The organism is Pseudomonas sp. GNP014 (assembly GCF_054344005.1).
On sequence record NZ_JBTGUS010000001.1, the window covers coordinates 4,444,992 to 4,460,641 of the forward strand.

The window sequence follows — 15,650 nt, forward strand, 5'->3', positions numbered from 1 at the left end:
GGAGCTGGCTGCCCGCGATGGCGGCGGCACATTCAAAAATGAGGTCGAGGCTGCCGTTCTCATCGCGGACACACCCGCTCCCACAGGAGAGTGAAACGCCTGAAAAATCCAATAATTCAAAGAGGTGTCGATATGCGTCTGTTGAAATCCATGGTCCCCGCTGCACTGGCGCTGTTGTGCAGTGCCGCCGCACTGGCCCAGCCCCAGGTCAGCGTCTACAACTGGACCGATTACATCGGTGAAACCACCCTCGCCGACTTCCAGGCCAAGACCGGCATCAAGGTGATCTACGACGTTTTCGACTCCAACGAAACCCTGGAAGGCAAGCTCCTCGCCGGCCGTACCGGCTACGACGTGGTGGTGCCGTCCAATCACTTCCTCGCGCGTCAGGTGAAGGCCGGCGCCTTCCTCAAACTGGATCGCTCGCAGTTGCCGAACTGGAAGAACCTCGACCCGAAACTGCTGGCACTGCTGGAAAAAAACGATCCGGGTAACGCGCACTCGGTGCCGTACCTTTGGGGCACCAACGGCATCGGCTACAACGTCGACAAGGTCAAGGAGGTGCTGGGCATCGACCACATTGATTCCTGGGCCGTGCTGTTCGAGCCGGAAAACCTGAAGAAACTGACACAGTGTGGCGTGTCGATGATGGATTCCGCCGATGAAGTGTTCCCGGCGATCCTTAACTACATGGGCCTGGACCCGCGCAGCGAAAACCCGGAAGACTATAAAAAGGCCGAAGCCAAACTACTGAGCATTCGCCCGTACATCACCTATTTCCACTCCTCCAAATACGTGTCCGACCTGGCCAACGGCGATATCTGTGTGGCGTTCGGTTATTCCGGCGACGTGTTCCAGGCCGCCAACCGCGCCAAGGAAGCCAGGAACGGCGTGAATATCGCCTACGCGATCCCGAAAGAAGGTGCCAACCTCTGGTTCGACTTGCTGGCCATTCCCTCCGACGCGAGCAATGCCAAAGAGGCCCACGCCTTCATTAATTACCTGCTCGATCCACAAGTGATCGCCAAGGTCAGCGCCTCGGTCGGTTACGCCAACCCGAACCCGGCCGCCAAGCAGTACATGGATCAGGAGCTGGTCAATAACCCTGAGGTTTATCCGTCGCAAGCGGTGCTCGACAAGCTCTACATCTCCTCTACCCCGCCCCAGGCCATCATGCGTTTGATGACCCGCTCCTGGAGCAAAGTGAAGTCGAACAAATGAATCAGTACACCGAAGAACACGCGCGCTCCTATTACGCTGCATCGGCTCGGGCGAGCACGCCTTATCTCAGGCTGGACGGCGATGTGAGTGCCGATGTCTGCGTGATCGGCGGCGGCTTCACCGGGGTCAACACCGCCATTGAACTGGCTCAGCGCGGGCTGTCGGTGGTGTTGATCGAAGCCCGGCGGATCGGTTGGGGGGCCAGCGGTCGCAATGGCGGCCAGTTGATCCGCGGCATCGGCCATGCAGTGGACGGCTTCGCAAAATATGTCGGTCAGGAGGGCGTGCGCTATTTGCACCGTGCCGGGATCGACTCGGTGGAGCTGGTGCGCCAGCGCATCGCCGATAACGTTATCGAATGCGACCTGCGTTGGGGCTTCTGCGAGCTGGCCAACACGCCCGCGCAGTTCGCAGCCTTCGAGCAAGAGCAAGTCGATCTGGCCGAACTTGGCTATGCCCACGAAACCCGCCTGGTTGGCCCCGAGCAGATCCGTCAGCAGGTGGTCAATGCCGATGGGTATGCCGGTGGTCTGGTCGACATGGGCTCGGGTCACTTGCATCCGCTAGATCTGGTCCAGGGCGAGGCCCGCCTGGCGGCTTCACTCGGCGTGCGCATCTTCGAGCAGAGCCCGGTGCTGGAAATCATCCACGGCCAAACCGTGCAAGTGCGCTGCGCGGGCGGCAGCGTGCGCGCCGGCAGTCTGGTGCTCGGTTGCAATGCGCACCTGGACGACCTCGAACAGCAACTCAGCGGTAAAGTGCTGCCCGCCGGCAGCTACATCATCGCCACTGAACCGCTGTCCGAAGCACGTGCGCGGCAACTGATTCCGCATAACCTCGCGCTGTGCGACCAGAAAGTCGGCCTCGATTACTATCGGCTCTCGGCTGATCGGCGCTTGTTGTTCGGCGGCGCCTGTCATTATTCCGGACGCGATCCGGCGGACATCGCCGCGTATATGCGACCGAAAATGCTCAAGGTCTTCCCGCAACTGGCGGACGTGCGCATCGACTACCAGTGGGGCGGCAAGATCGGCATCACCGCCAACCGCTTCCCGCAGGTCGGCCGGCTCAAACAGCATCCGAACGTGTTCTATGCCCAAGGTTATTCCGGGCATGGCCTGAACGTGACGCACTGGTGCGCGAAGCTGCTCGGCGAAGCCATTCATGCCGGGCACAGCCAGGGCATGGATGTGTTCAGCGGCGTGCCACATATGACGTTCCCCGGCGGCCCGGCCCTGCGTTCGCCGCTGCTGGCACTGGGTATGTTCTGGTATCGCCTGCGGGAAATCCTCGGCTGACGCAATGTCGTACTTGTGGCGAGGGAGCTCGCTCCCTCGCCACAAATCACTGCCCCCTCACGCTGTTCCGCAGCTCGCGAGCTATACACATTTGCTCTATCGCCAAGCACTTCTATATTGATGAAGTGCTTTTGCGTTCCTGACGCTCAGTGTGCCCAATAAACCAAGGAGGACCTGGATGAAGTCGTCAGCCGTCGATGAGCCGCGAGCACCGGGCCAGGCCCCGATCAAAACCCGACGCTTCAGCATTTCGCTGGTGTGGATCGTCCCGATCGTAGCAGTGTTGGTGGGCATTTCGTTGGTGGTGCACAACCTGATGCAGGAAGGCCCGACGATCATCGTCAACTTCAAGACCGGCAGCGGCCTGACGGCCAACAAGACCGAGGTCAAATACCGCAACGTGGTCATCGGTCAGGTGACGGACGTCGAGTTGAGTGGCGACCAGAAAAGCGTCGACGCCACCATCAAATTGGCCAAACAGGCGCAAACTTTCACTCGCGAAGATTCACAGTTCTGGGTGGTGCGCCCACGCATTGGCGCCGGCGGTGTTTCAGGCATCGACACCCTGCTTTCCGGTGACTATATCGGTGCCGACATCGGCCAGTCCGATAGCCATTCAAAGCACTTCAAAGGTCTGGAGAATCCGCCGCCGATCACCTATGGCGAACCCGGCAAGCGCTTCATGCTGCATGCACCGGACCTCGGTTCACTGGACATCGGCTCTCCGGTTTACTACCGCAAGATTCCGGTCGGCCAAGTGGTCACCTACGCCCTCAACCCCGAAGGCAAAGGGGTCGATATCGAGGTGTTCATTCACTCGCCGAACGACGCGTTCGTCACCGAAAACACCCGTTTCTGGAATGCCAGCGGCATCGACATCAATGTCGGTGCCAACGGCTTCGCCGTGAAGACCGAATCGCTGTCGACCCTGCTGGTGGGCGGTATTGCCTTCCGTGCCCCGGATTACAGCCCCAACGATGTGGCCGCCACCGACGACAGAGATTTCGAACTGTTCGCCGACCAGCAGACCGCCCTCGCCCCGCCGAACGGCAAGGCGCAATACATGGTGTTGCGTTTCGACCAGTCGTTGCGCGGACTCAAGGTCGATGCGCCGGTTGAGTTCCTCGGTATGGAAATCGGCCGGGTCGTGGGCATCAACCTGGATTTCGATGCGAAAAAACGCACGTTCCCCCTCAACGTCGGCATCGTCATTTATCCGCAGCGTCTCGGTCAGGCCTATAAAAAGATGCTCAGCGAATTCAAGCATGACCCCAACGACGAAGCCGCCGGCATTCGTCTACTGGGCACCTTCGTCGATAATGGCCTGCGCGCCCAGGCCCGCAGTGGCAACCTGCTGACCGGCCAGTTGTACATCGCGCTGGACTTCTTCCCGAAAGCGGAGAAAGTCGCGTTCGATCCGAGCGCTCGCCCGGTCGTTTTGCCGACCGTTCCCGGCAGTCTCGAACAACTGCAGGAAAAGCTCGAAGCGATGGTCGACAAGCTCAACAAACTGCCGGTTGAACGCATTGCCGGTAACCTCGACAGCAATCTGGTCGAGCTGCGCAAAAGCCTGACGCAGTTCAACGCAAAAACCCTGCCGGGCGTGCAGAACACCCTGGCCGACGTGAGCAAAACCTTGCAGTCCGCCAGTTCGACCCTGGCCGAAGATTCGCCACAGCGTGAAAAACTCACCGAAACCCTCGATGAACTCGGGCGCATGTCGCGCTCGCTGCGGGAGCTGTCGGACTATCTCGGCCGGCATCCGGAATCGTTGATCCGTGGTCGTCCCGACAACGCCGCACCGCTGGATCTGAAAGGGCCACCGCGCAATTGAGCACAGGAGTCAGACCATGGCTGCACCGTTGAAGATCACCGTGCTCGCCGCGTGCCTGCTACTCGGCGCGTGTCGCAGCGACCCCATCAGTTTTCACACCCTGACCCCGGTGCAATTGCCCAACACCCGGGCCGGCGCGCAGATCCCCATCGAGGGAATCACGGTGCCGCCGCAGGTCGACCGGCCGCAAATCGTCATCCGCCAGGGCAACAGCGGCCTGGCGATTCTGGAAACCCAATGGTGGGGCGCGAGTCTGGCGGATGAGTTGCGCAGCGCGCTCAGCGATCAACTGAGCAATACCGGCAGTCACGGTAATGTCTCGGTGCGCATCGACGTGCAGCGGTTCGATTCAATCCCTGGCCAGTACGGGCTGATCGACGTCAAATGGCGCCTGCGCCCCAGCGGTGCGGCGGACAACAGCTTGCTGACGTGTCGCTCCACGTTGCAAACGCCGTCAGGTCCGGGGATTGACGATCTGGTGGTCGCGCAGCAGAACAATGTCAGACGCCTGGCGGCCTTGATCAGTCAGGCGGCAGGCAACTCCCGCGCCTGCCCGCCAGTCTCTTGAATCGCCGGCGATAGCGTGACTGTGAAGCGGCAGCCATTAGGCTCGCGGGTCACCAGTTGCACCTGCCACTGTTGATGGCTGCAGATTCGCTGCACCAGGGACAGCCCCAACCCAAGGCCTTCACCGCGCTGCTCATCACCGCGCACGAACGGTTGAAACATGGCATGGCGTTTCTCTTCGGGGATACCGATGCCACTGTCTTCGACGACGAAGCTGTCATTGAGCAGGGTCAATCGCACAAAACCCTGATCGGTGTAATGCCAGGCATTGCGCAACAGATTGCCCATCACCGACTGCAGGAGCGTCAGGTCATAGCGCCCGTTACCGGCCAGCTTCGGCTCATAGACAAACTCCAGGCCTTTTTCACCGATCAATCGTCCCCAGACTTCCACCTGGGCATCGGCGATTTCCTTGAGCGTGCACGTGGCGGCAGTTCCGAGTTCTTCGGGTTTGCGCGCGAGCATCAAAAAGGTCTCGACCAGTTGTCGCATTTCACTGCTGGCCCGGGCTATGCGCCTGACTTGCTCGGTGGAACGTGGTTCAAGCGACGGATTGGCCAACAACAGCTCGCAGGAGCTGGCCAGCACCATCAACGGCGTGCGCAGTTCATGGCTCACGTCACTGGTGAAGAGCTTTTCCCGATTCAGGGTGGCTCTCAACCGGCCCAGAGTCTGATCGAAGGACAGTGCCAGCGCCCCGACTTCGTCATCGGCGTAGTCGGGCTGCAGTGCCGGGGCCATTGAGATCAACTGATCGCGATGACGAACCTGACGCGCCAGGCGAATCACCGGCGCCATGACCTGGCGCGCCAACAGCCTGCCGAGGGCGACGGCCAGCATGACACTGAGGATGAAACCGACGATCACCACGACGAACAACAGGTGCTCACGCTGCTCGAAGCTTTCCTGATTGCGCAGCAGCACATATTTGCGACCGCCGACAGCGTCGACCATGGCGTAGAAGTCATCACCGTTGAAGCTGATTTCCTGGAATCCCAGGGGCAGACTGGCCAGGGGTTCCGTCAGCGCCATGGGACCGGGGCCGTTCTCGAAAAAAAACAATTCGCTCTTTTCCGGCTCATGCCGCCATTGACTGATGTCGTCCATCGCCAGCAACCGGCGCAAACCGCCGCTCAGGGCCGTCATGGTCAGCTTGTGTTCAACCACATGTACGGTGGCGACAATGCCCATGGCGAACACACCGGCAACCAGAGCGCTCATCAAGGCGAACACGATCACAATCCGGTTGGCGAGGCTTTGCTTGAGGTCCATCCGCTTCAATGACTCCAGTACTGATATCAGAACAACACGCCAGCTTGCGCACGATGCCGTTGCTCAAAGGGCGCAGCTTCGCCTCCAGCGTCGCTGTTGTTAAGTAGCACCGATAAACAAAATGAGTATTTGAGTTTATTTATCAAATAGTCGTTTTAGTTAAAACTCCGTGGCCCTCGCAAATTTTTCACATGTTCTTCACTGCTCTGCCACGACTGTGGACGTAGTGTTCAGCAGCCATTCAAGTAAATCTCCGTAAAGTAACTTCCTCCTGGGGCTTACGTTGCACTTTACGTGTGAACTGAATGGAACTCGGGAATGACAAGAGGCAACGTCGTGGTTGAATTAGTACAAATACAATCGGCATCCAAACGATGGGATCTGTCTCGCCCGCGCACCTGGGCGGTGATCGCTGTCGGCTTGCTGCTGAGTGCACTGATTTGCGGCTTCGCCTGGATGCAACGCTCGCCCGCCAACCTGCGTTATGCCAGCGCCTCGGCCACTCAGGAATGGGTGAAAGCCTGGCAGGCCGGCGAGGTGGTCGCGCTGGTGCGCCATACCGAACGTTGCGACCGTTCGACCAATACGTGCCTGGGGCCGGCAGACGGTATCACCCAGATCGGCAGCACTGCTGCAACCGGCATCGGCCGGGCCTTCACGCAACTGGGGCTGCAGAACACTCAGGTCTTCAGCAGCCCGCTGACGCGCACCATGCAGACCGCCCATTACATGTTCGGTCACGACGCCGTAGCCCAGGAATGGCTGGAAGTGTGCGGCCCGACCTTGCGCAATGACGTCGTGGCGCACAAGACGCCCGGGCAGAACATGATCCTGGTGACCCACAGCGGTTGCATCAGCGACTTTGAGAAACAGACCGGCTACCCCCGTGCCGTCGCTGCGGAATATGGCAGCGCAGTGCTGGTGCGAATTGATCCCAAGGGTCAACTCAACGTCATTGGCATCATGAACCCGGACGGCTGGCCACAATTGAACAAATAATAAGCGGGCATTTTTTTGCGTAACTTTCCGGTATTTCGCAAGCAAGGCTCTATTTGGAGCCTTGGCATTTGCTCATTTGTAATAAGAAATGTTTTTTAGTTTCGAAAACTCGAAATATTTCATTTTCGAGCTTGTCTTCGCGAGGAGAACTTAAAGCTGGAAGCAGACCCGTTCTCTGAATACAGGACACGCCCATCGGACGTGCTCGCCTCTGCATTCATTCAACCCAGTGCCGCGCCTGCAACGGACATCGCCAGGCCGTCACTGAAACGCACACTTTGTACTGCACCAAGGTCCAGTCATGACGTCTATTAACAAGCCGCTGCACCATGCAGCGTTGAATTTGCCGCGCCTCCACCAGAGCACCCTGATCGAGCGTTTTGCGATCCCCGGGCTGGTGCTGGCCTTCGTGGTGTTTTATCTGCTGCCATTGATGACCCACGGCTTGTGGATTCCCGATGAAACCCGTTATGGCCAGATCAGCCAGGAAATGCTGCAGAGCGGCAACTGGGTGGCGCCGCACTTCATGGGCATTCGCTACTTTGAAAAACCGATTGCCGGCTACTGGATGATCGCCATCGGCCAGGCCATCTTCGGTGAAAACCTGTTCGGCGTGCGCATCGCCTCGGCGCTCAGCACCGGCGTGAGCGTGTGGCTGGCCTATCTGCTGGCCCGACGCCTGTGGAACAACCCGCGTCTCAGCGCCGCCTGCGCCCTCCTTTATATGAGCTTTGGCCTGATCGCAGGGCAAGCCGGTTATGCCAACCTCGATCCGCAGTTCACTTTGTGGGTCAACCTCAGTCTGGTGGCGATCTGGTTTGCCATCGACAGCAACACCCCGCGCGCGCGGATTGGCGGCTGGGCATTGTTGGGATTGGCTTGTGGCATGGGCTTGATGACCAAAGGTTTCCTCGCCCTGATGCTGCCGGTGCTGATCGCCCTGCCCTACATGATCTGGCAACGGCGTTTCGGCGAGTTGGTGCGTTATGGCCTGGTCGCTGTTGTGGTGGCCGCTCTGGTCAGCGTCCCCTGGGCACTGGCCGTGCATGCCCGTGAACCGGACTTCTGGCGTTTCTTCTTCTGGCACGAACACATCCGCCGCTTTGCCGCCGGTGAAGACGCCCAGCATGCACGCCCATGGTGGTTCTACCTGCCGCTGCTGTTTGCCTCCACCTTGCCGTGGGCACTGCTGTTGCCGTCGACACTGCTGCGCGCCTGGCGCGAAAAGCGCGACCCGAAAATCGGCTTCCTGGCCTTGTGGTTCGTGCTGCCGCTGGCATTTTTCAGCGCCAGCAGCGGCAAACTGCCGACCTACATCATGCCGTGTCTGCTGCCATTGGCCTTGTTGATGGGCCACACACTGATGGGCTGGCTCGATCGCCAGGACGCTCGCGTCTTGCGCACCAACGGCGCGGTCAACGTGGTGCTGGCTGTTGCTGCACTGATTGCGCTGATCTATTTGCAAGCAACCCGCGAAGTATACGAACACACCGAAATGTTCAGCCTGTCGCTGACTTACATCGTGCTGCTCGGCTGGCTGATTGCCGGCTCGCTGCAAACCTTGCGGCCACTGGCGCTGTGGGCCATGCCGGCGCTGGGCATCGGCCTGCTCGTCGCGCTGTTGCCGGCCGCCATGCCGGCGACCGTCGTCAACAGCAAGATGCCGGATCAGTTCATTGCCGAACACCAGCAGGAACTGAGCGCAACCACCTCGTTGCTGAGTAACGATCTGGGTGCTGCGTCGGCCTTGTCGTGGCGCCTGGGACGCCCGCAGGTGGATCTGTTCAACACCGTTGGCGAGCTCAAGTACGGCCTCGATGATCCGGCCATGGCCTCGCGCAAGGTCAGTCTGGACGGTGTTGCGCAGTGGATGGCCGACGCCCGCAAAAAAGGCTCGGTCGGCGTGGTGATGCGGGTCAACAGCACTTCGGACGCTCAGCAACTCGAACTGCTGCCCATCGACGGCAAGCATTACCGTCGTGGCCAACTGGAAATCCTTATTTTTAACCAGAGCCAGCCATGATCCAGACCAAGTCTGAACGGGGGCCGTTGCTGCTCCTGCTGGCGGCGACTGCCTTGCTGTTGCTGCTCGGCCTGGGCAGTCGCGAACTCTGGGGCGCTGAAACCCGCTGGGCCAACATCGCCCTGCAGATGCTGCAAAGTGGCGACTATTTCGACCCGTACCTCAAGGGCAGTCCGTATTACGACAAGCCGCTACTGTCGTACTGGCTGATCACCGCCACCTCATGGTTCACCGGCGGCCTGGGGCACTGGTCGTTACGCCTGTCCTCGGTCATTTCCGCGTGGTTCAGCGTGTGGCTGGTGTACCTGCTCGGTGAACAGCTGTTTCGCAAAGGCACCGGGCTGATCGCTGGCTGGATGCTGGCGACCACCTTCTACTTCGTGTTCTGGGCGCGGGTCGCCACCGCCGACATTCTCACGGTGTGCGGTGTGCTAGCCGCGGTCTGGTGGTACTGGCGCGGGCCGGATGACAGCCGATTCTGGCGCTACGTGGTGTTCTTCGGCTTGCTGTCGCTGACCTCGCTGTTCAAGGGCTTGATCGGCTTCATTCTGCCGGGCCTGGTGCTGCTGCCGCACCTGCTCAGTGAGCACCGCTGGAAACGCCACCTCAATCTGCGGTTGCTCGCGGCGCTGGTGATCGCCGGGGCGTTTTACATGACGCCGTTCGTGCTGTCGCACTTCTACGGCGCGCCCACCTACGAGCAAAGCGGTCTGGGGCTGGTGTTGCGCGAGAACGTCGTGCGGTTTTTCCAGCCATTCGACCAGTTCGGGCCGATTTACACCTACCTGATCTACCTGCCGGTCTACACCCTGCCCTGGGCTCCGTGCTGGCTGATCGCACTATGGGTCGCCGCGCGAAACTGGAAGCACATCGAACCGGATACCCGCTGGCTGATTCAGGGGCTTGCGTTGTTGATGCTGTTTTTCACCGCCAGCGGCAGTCGTCGCAGTTATTACGTCTTGCCGCTGGTGCCGTTCGCGCAACTGCTTGGCGCCTGGTGGGTCACCCGGCGCCTGGCCGAACGCAACAGTGAAGGCCGTGGGCTGAAAATCGGCTTTGCTGTTGCCACGGCGCTGCTGGTCGCAATACTGGGTGTGCTCTACCCGTGGACCAACAGCGGCGGTGGCGTTATCCGTTTCGGCGAGCAGGTTCGCCAGCAGGCCAGCGAACAGGCACCGCTGAATCAGTGGCACATGGTCATGGTCGAGGTGGACAACAAAGTCCCGATGTACCTGCAAACCGGCGGCGCGCCGTTCTATTACGTGGCAGAAACCCAGGACTTTCCGCGCAGTGGCGATACCGCAGCATTAATGACCTGGCTTGAACGTACCAGTGGCGAACAGTGGGATCCGCAACGCACGATTGTCGTTGCGCAGTACCGCAACGGTGATGCAATGCCGCTCGACTACCTGAAAACGGACCACCAGGTCATCATCACCACCCCCACCCGTGGCGAGCAGGTATTCCACGGACGCGAAGACCAGAGCGTGGCCTACATTCCCCGTTCCTGATTGATGCCGTAGACAGCAACAAGGGGCGGGTCGCGACAATTTGAATGGCAATGACAAGGATTAAAGGTTTCTTTGACGTTTTTTTCTCATTTGCCACCCTACATTGCCGCGACCCGATACTTGCAAATCGTTCGCATTGTTGCCTGCGAAGGTTTCGCTCATAACGTCTAAAAACAGGAGTTGCCTGAATGTACCCACGCTTTCCATCCTTTTTGAAACGTGCGCTGCTGGCCACCGCGTTGTTCGGCGCCGGGCACGCCTTCGCCGCCGACTCAGTAGGACTGGTGGTCTACAACGCGCAACACGAAACCCTGACCAAAGCCTGGGTGGCCGGATTCACCGAAGAAACCGGGATCCCGGTGACTATTCGCAACGGTGACGACACGGAAATGGGCAACCAGCTGGTTCAGGAAGGTGCGGCCTCACCGGCGGATGTGTTCCTGACCGAAAACTCCCCGGCCATGGTGCTGGTCGATAACGCCAAACTGTTTGCGCCGGTGGCGGCGACCACCCTGGCACAAGTGGATTCCGCCTACCGCCCGGCCCACGGCCAATGGGTCGGTATCGCCGCACGCTCCACGGTGTTCGTCTACAACCCGGACAAGTTGAGCGAGAAAGACCTGCCCAAATCCCTGCTTGACCTCGCCGCCCCGACCTGGAAAGGCCGCTGGGCCGCCTCGCCCGCCGGTGCCGACTTCCAGGCGATTGTCGCCGCCGTGCTTGAGCAAAAAGGCGAAGCCGCCACGCTGGACTGGCTCAAAGCGATGAAAACCAACGCAACCATTTACCGTGGCAACAGCGCCGTGCTCAAAGCCGTGAACGCCGGGCAAATCGACAGCGGCGTGATCTACCACTATTACAGCTTCGTCGATCAGTCCAAGACCGGCGAAAACAGCAAGAACACTCGCCTGCACTACTTCAAGCACCAGGACCCGGGCGCCTTCGTGAGCATTTCCGGCGCCGGCGTCCTGGCGTCGAGCAAGCATCAGGATGAAGCCCAGCAGTTCCTCAAATACATCACCGGCAAACAGGGGCAGGAGATTCTTCACACCGGCAGTTCGTTTGAATACGCCGTAGGCCAGGGTGCCCCGTCCAACCCGAAACTGGTCCCGCTCAAAGAGCTCGATGCGCCAAAGGTTGACGCTTCGAAGCTCGACAGCAAAAAGGCCGTCGAACTGATGACCCAGGCCGGACTGCTGTAAGTGATGCCGGAAACCTTGCCGGCAAAGGCTGTTTTGACAGCCCCCGCCCAGCGCTCGCGTGGCGCCCGCGCACTCAAAGGTCGCGGGCGGTCGTCGATGGTCGCTCTGGCTGTTTTCATATCGGTGCTGTCGTTGCTGCCGATCGGCTTTGTGCTGGGCGTGTCGTGGTACACCGGATGGCCAACCATCGAAGCCATGGTGTTCCGCCCGCGCGTGGCCGAACTGCTGATCAACACCGTGCTGCTGGTGCTGATCACCCTGCCGTTGTGCATCCTGCTGGGCACCGCGCTGGCCTGGCTGACCGAGCGCAGCAACCTGCCCGGCCGACGCCTGTGGTCATTGCTGGCAGTGGCACCACTGGCGGTGCCGGCGTTCGTTCACAGTTACGCCTGGGTCAGTCTGATTCCGTCGATTCATGGGTTGCCGGCCGGCGTACTGGTGTCGGTGATTGCCTATTTTCCGTTTTTGTACCTGCCGGTAGCCGCGACCCTGCGCCGTCTCGACCCGGCTATTGAAGACGTCGCCGAGTCGCTGGGGCTCAAGCCGTGGGCGGTGTTTTTTCGCGTGGTGTTGCCGCAATTGCGGCTGGCGATTTGCGGTGGCGCGTTGCTGGTCGGCCTGCACCTGCTGGCCGAATACGGTCTGTACGCGATGATCCGTTTCGACACCTTCACCACGGCGATCTTCGACCAGTTCAAATCGACCTTCAACGGCCCGGCCGCCAATATGCTCGCCGGGGTTCTGGCGTTGTGCTGCCTGGCGATGCTCACAGCTGAATCCGCTGCCCGTGGCCAGGCGCGTTATGCCCGAGTCGGCTCCGGCAGCGCCCGGGATCAACGCAACGTGCAACTGGGTCGAGGCGCAACAACCTTTGCGTTATTGCTGCAAGCCCTGACCTGCCTGTTGGCCTTGGGTGTGCCCTTACTGACACTGGGTCGCTGGCTGCTGGCCGGTGGCGTGCAAGTCTGGCAAGGCGACGAATTGCTGCCTGCGTTGCTGCAGACCCTGTCGTATGGGGTGGCCGGCGCCTTGCTGACCAGCGTTGCGGCCATTCCGATTGCCTGGTTGTCGATCCGCTCGCCCGGCAAACTGCAACGTTTGCTGGAAGGTTGCAACTACATCACCAGCTCGCTGCCGGGCATCGTCGTGGCACTGGCGTTGGTGACCGTGACTATCCATTTCGCCCGGCCGATCTACCAGACAACCATTACCGTGCTGCTCGCGTATCTGTTGATGTTTCTGCCGCGCGCACTGGTCAGCCTGCGAGCCGGTTTCGCGCAAGCGCCGGTGGAGCTGGAAAACATCGCGCAAAGCCTGGGGCGCTCGCCAATACGGGCGTTGTGGCTGATCACCGTCCGGCTGGCAGCACCGGGTGCTGCCGCCGGTGCGGCGCTGGTGTTTCTGGCGATCACCAACGAACTGACCGCGACCCTGCTGCTCGCGCCCAATGGCACGCGCACCCTCGCCACGGGCTTCTGGGCGATGACCAGTGAAATCGACTACGCCGCTGCCGCGCCTTACGCGTTGCTGATGATCCTGCTTTCACTGCCGCTGACGGCCATTCTCTATCACCAATCCAGGCGTACCGCTGGCCGATGAACGCTCTCGAACTGCTCAACCTCAGTAAAACCTTCGGCGCGCAAAAGGCGCTCGACGACGTCAGCCTCAATGTGCCGACCGGCAGCCGTACGGTGATCGTCGGCCCCTCCGGCTCCGGCAAGACCACCCTGCTGCGGATGATCGCCGGGTTCGAATTTCCCGACACCGGCAGCCTGACCCTCAACGGCCAGACGCTGGTTGATCGCACTCACGCCGTGCCGGCCTATCAACGGCAGATCGGCTACGTGCCGCAGGACGGCGCCCTGTTCCCGCACATGACCGTGGCCGCCAATATCGGCTTCGGCCTGGCCCTGACTGGCGCGGCCCGCAACCAGCGGATCCTCGAGTTGATGGACAGTGTCGCGTTGGACGCGAACATGGCCAGCCGTTGGCCCCACGAGCTGTCCGGCGGCCAGCAACAGCGGGTCTCACTGGCCCGTGCGCTGGCGCAGCAGCCACGCCTGATGCTGCTCGACGAACCGTTCTCCGCACTCGACACCGGGTTGCGCAGCGCCATGCGCAAAATGGTCGCGCGCCTGCTCGAAGACGCCGGCGTCACCACCATTCTGGTGACCCACGACCAGAGCGAAGCGTTGTCATTCGCCGATCAATTGGCGGTCATGCGCGCCGGACGGCTGGTGCAATCCGGGCATCCGATGGACCTTTACCGTTATCCGGACGATGAACAGACCGCGCACTTCCTCGGTGAAGCCGTGGTCTTGCCCGCACGAATCGAGGCCGGTTGGGCGCACTGCGATCTGGGTCAGGTGCCGGTCAACAGCAACAGCTTTACCGGCGCCGCGCACATCATGCTTCGCCCCGAACAATTGCAGATCGCCGAAGTGGCGAGTGACCGTCAGGGATGCCATGCGACCGTCACTGAGCGCGACTTTGCCGGCAACACCTGTACCTTGACGGTCGAGCTGAGCGCCTCTACCACGCAAGCATCGGCCCGTTCGATCCTGGTGCGCAGCACCGGCATGCACGCCCCGTCCGCCGGCAGTTCGGTGTACCTGTCAGTGCTCGGTGCGGCGCATGTGTTTGGCCTGGGCTGATCAGAGATCGAAGCGATCCACCGCCCGCCGCCGCTCGTTGTCATCGCGCACATCGTAGTTGGCGGTGGTCTGGATATTGCTGTGATGCGCCAGTTTCTGTGCGATCGACAGGTCGTGTTCCTCGATCACCCGGGTGATGAATGAACGACGGAAATCGTGGGGCATGATTTTCACCCCGACCTGGGTGCCCCGCTGCCGGGCGATGTAATAGATCGCGTGCTTGGTAATGCGCTCGCGGGTGATGTGGCTGCCACGGCGAATGCGGTTGAACAGGAACCCATCGTCGCTCTCGCCCTCGTTGAGGTGTGAACGGCGCAATTCGAGCCACGCATCGAGTTTGGCGAACGCCCACGCCGGGGCGTACTTGATCAGTTGTTTGTTGCCCTTGCCGGTAACCGTCAGGCTGCGTTCAGTGAAGTCGACCTGATTCAGATCCAGATCCACCGATTCCGATTTGCGCATGCCGGTGCCGTACAGCAACGCAATGATTGCAGCGTCGCGCAGGCCTTGCGGGCGCGGGTCGGCGGCACAGACTTCCATCAATTCGTGAATCAGCGTGCGCTTGAGATTACGTCCCTGGGACAGTCGCGTACCGGCGATGCCCTTGACCGAGCGCATCTTTAAAAGATGCTCCTGGCTGATCAGACTCATACGCCAGGCTTCATTCATGACCCCGCGCACGGCATTGACATACAGCGAAGAAGTGTTCGGCGCGTAGTTGTCTGCGCGCAATGCCGCCACCAGTGCTACAACATCTTCGGGCTGCAGGGCGTGCCAGGGAATCTCTTCGACATTCATGTCTTCAAAACCCAGGCGATCAGCTGCGTCTTGTAGTACGTAGCGCATGGTGAGTTGGCTGGAAGGCGCCAAACGCGCGAGGTACAGGCTCATCGGGTTGGGTTTCGAAGCGACCGGGGTTGCAGCAACTAAATCAATCAAACGTTAAACCTTGAGTAAAAAGTGTACGACACAACAACAACTAACAACTGCAATGTACTTGAAGTAAAGAAGGTACTTGGCCGCACTGCCGGACAAAAACTGCGATGGACGGCACAAGCCTGAACAGCGG

General features: G+C 60.4%; 12 protein-coding genes. 10 read left to right on the forward strand and 2 right to left on the reverse strand.

What is annotated here, in order from left to right; all coding sequences use genetic code 11:
* Window positions 1-132: 132 nt before the first annotated feature.
* The 4 genes from ACXX9E_RS19985 (at window position 133) to ACXX9E_RS20000 (ending at window position 4,921) form a co-directional block, all read left to right on the forward strand.
* Window positions 133-1,221, forward strand: a complete 1,089-nt coding sequence (locus ACXX9E_RS19985; RefSeq protein WP_128615389.1) for a polyamine ABC transporter substrate-binding protein — start codon at window positions 133-135, stop codon at window positions 1,219-1,221.
* Window positions 1,218-2,519 carry an NAD(P)/FAD-dependent oxidoreductase gene (locus tag ACXX9E_RS19990; RefSeq protein ID WP_458556038.1) on the forward strand — a complete coding sequence of 434 codons (1,302 nt, stop codon included), beginning with the start codon at window positions 1,218-1,220 and terminating at the stop codon, window positions 2,517-2,519. Before ACXX9E_RS19985 ends, ACXX9E_RS19990 begins: the two co-directional genes overlap by 4 nt.
* 178 nt (window positions 2,520-2,697) lie before the next feature.
* Window positions 2,698-4,353, forward strand: a complete 1,656-nt coding sequence (locus tag ACXX9E_RS19995) for a PqiB family protein (RefSeq protein ID WP_458556039.1) — start codon at window positions 2,698-2,700, stop codon at window positions 4,351-4,353.
* Between the two features lie 16 nt (window positions 4,354-4,369).
* Complete coding sequence (locus ACXX9E_RS20000) at window positions 4,370-4,921, forward strand: PqiC family protein (protein WP_123468836.1); 552 nt, start codon at window positions 4,370-4,372, stop codon at window positions 4,919-4,921.
* Here ACXX9E_RS20000 and ACXX9E_RS20005 read toward each other — a convergent pair.
* A complete protein-coding gene (locus tag ACXX9E_RS20005) occupies window positions 4,879-6,192 on the reverse strand; it encodes a sensor histidine kinase (RefSeq protein ID WP_458556040.1) in 1,314 nt (437 codons plus the stop codon). The genes ACXX9E_RS20000 and ACXX9E_RS20005 overlap by 43 nt on opposite strands.
* A 456-nt stretch (window positions 6,193-6,648) precedes the next feature.
* Between ACXX9E_RS20005 and pmrG the strand changes: the two genes are divergently transcribed.
* The 6 genes from pmrG to ACXX9E_RS20035 all read left to right on the forward strand — a co-directional run bounded on the left by pmrG (window position 6,649) and on the right by ACXX9E_RS20035 (window position 14,581).
* Entirely contained in the window at window positions 6,649-7,191 is a 543-nt protein-coding gene (gene pmrG / locus ACXX9E_RS20010) for a lipopolysaccharide core heptose(II)-phosphate phosphatase PmrG (RefSeq protein WP_458556041.1), read from the forward strand.
* Window positions 7,192-7,492: 301 nt separating this feature from the next.
* The gene (arnT, locus tag ACXX9E_RS20015; RefSeq protein WP_458556042.1) at window positions 7,493-9,214 is read left to right on the forward strand and encodes a lipid IV(A) 4-amino-4-deoxy-L-arabinosyltransferase; all 1,722 of its coding nucleotides are present in this window, start codon (window positions 7,493-7,495) and stop codon (window positions 9,212-9,214) included.
* Window positions 9,211-10,725 carry an ArnT family glycosyltransferase gene (locus ACXX9E_RS20020; protein ID WP_458556043.1) on the forward strand — a complete coding sequence of 505 codons (1,515 nt, stop codon included), beginning with the start codon at window positions 9,211-9,213 and terminating at the stop codon, window positions 10,723-10,725. Before arnT ends, ACXX9E_RS20020 begins: the two co-directional genes overlap by 4 nt.
* 188 nt (window positions 10,726-10,913) lie before the next feature.
* Entirely contained in the window at window positions 10,914-11,927 is a 1,014-nt protein-coding gene (locus tag ACXX9E_RS20025; protein WP_267794675.1) for an iron ABC transporter substrate-binding protein, read from the forward strand.
* Window positions 11,928-11,930: 3 nt separating this feature from the next.
* Window positions 11,931-13,526 (forward strand): ABC transporter permease, encoded by a 1,596-nt coding sequence (locus ACXX9E_RS20030; protein ID WP_458556044.1) that lies wholly within the window; start codon window positions 11,931-11,933, stop codon window positions 13,524-13,526.
* Complete coding sequence (locus tag ACXX9E_RS20035) at window positions 13,523-14,581, forward strand: ABC transporter ATP-binding protein (protein ID WP_458556045.1); 1,059 nt, start codon at window positions 13,523-13,525, stop codon at window positions 14,579-14,581. The genes ACXX9E_RS20030 and ACXX9E_RS20035 overlap by 4 nt, the downstream gene beginning before the upstream one ends.
* Here ACXX9E_RS20035 and ACXX9E_RS20040 read toward each other — a convergent pair whose 3' ends face one another.
* Window positions 14,582-15,472: a site-specific integrase gene (locus ACXX9E_RS20040; protein ID WP_128616442.1), complete on the reverse strand. Its 891-nt coding sequence runs from the start codon at window positions 15,470-15,472 to the stop codon at window positions 14,582-14,584.
* Window positions 15,473-15,650 lie beyond the last annotated feature (178 nt).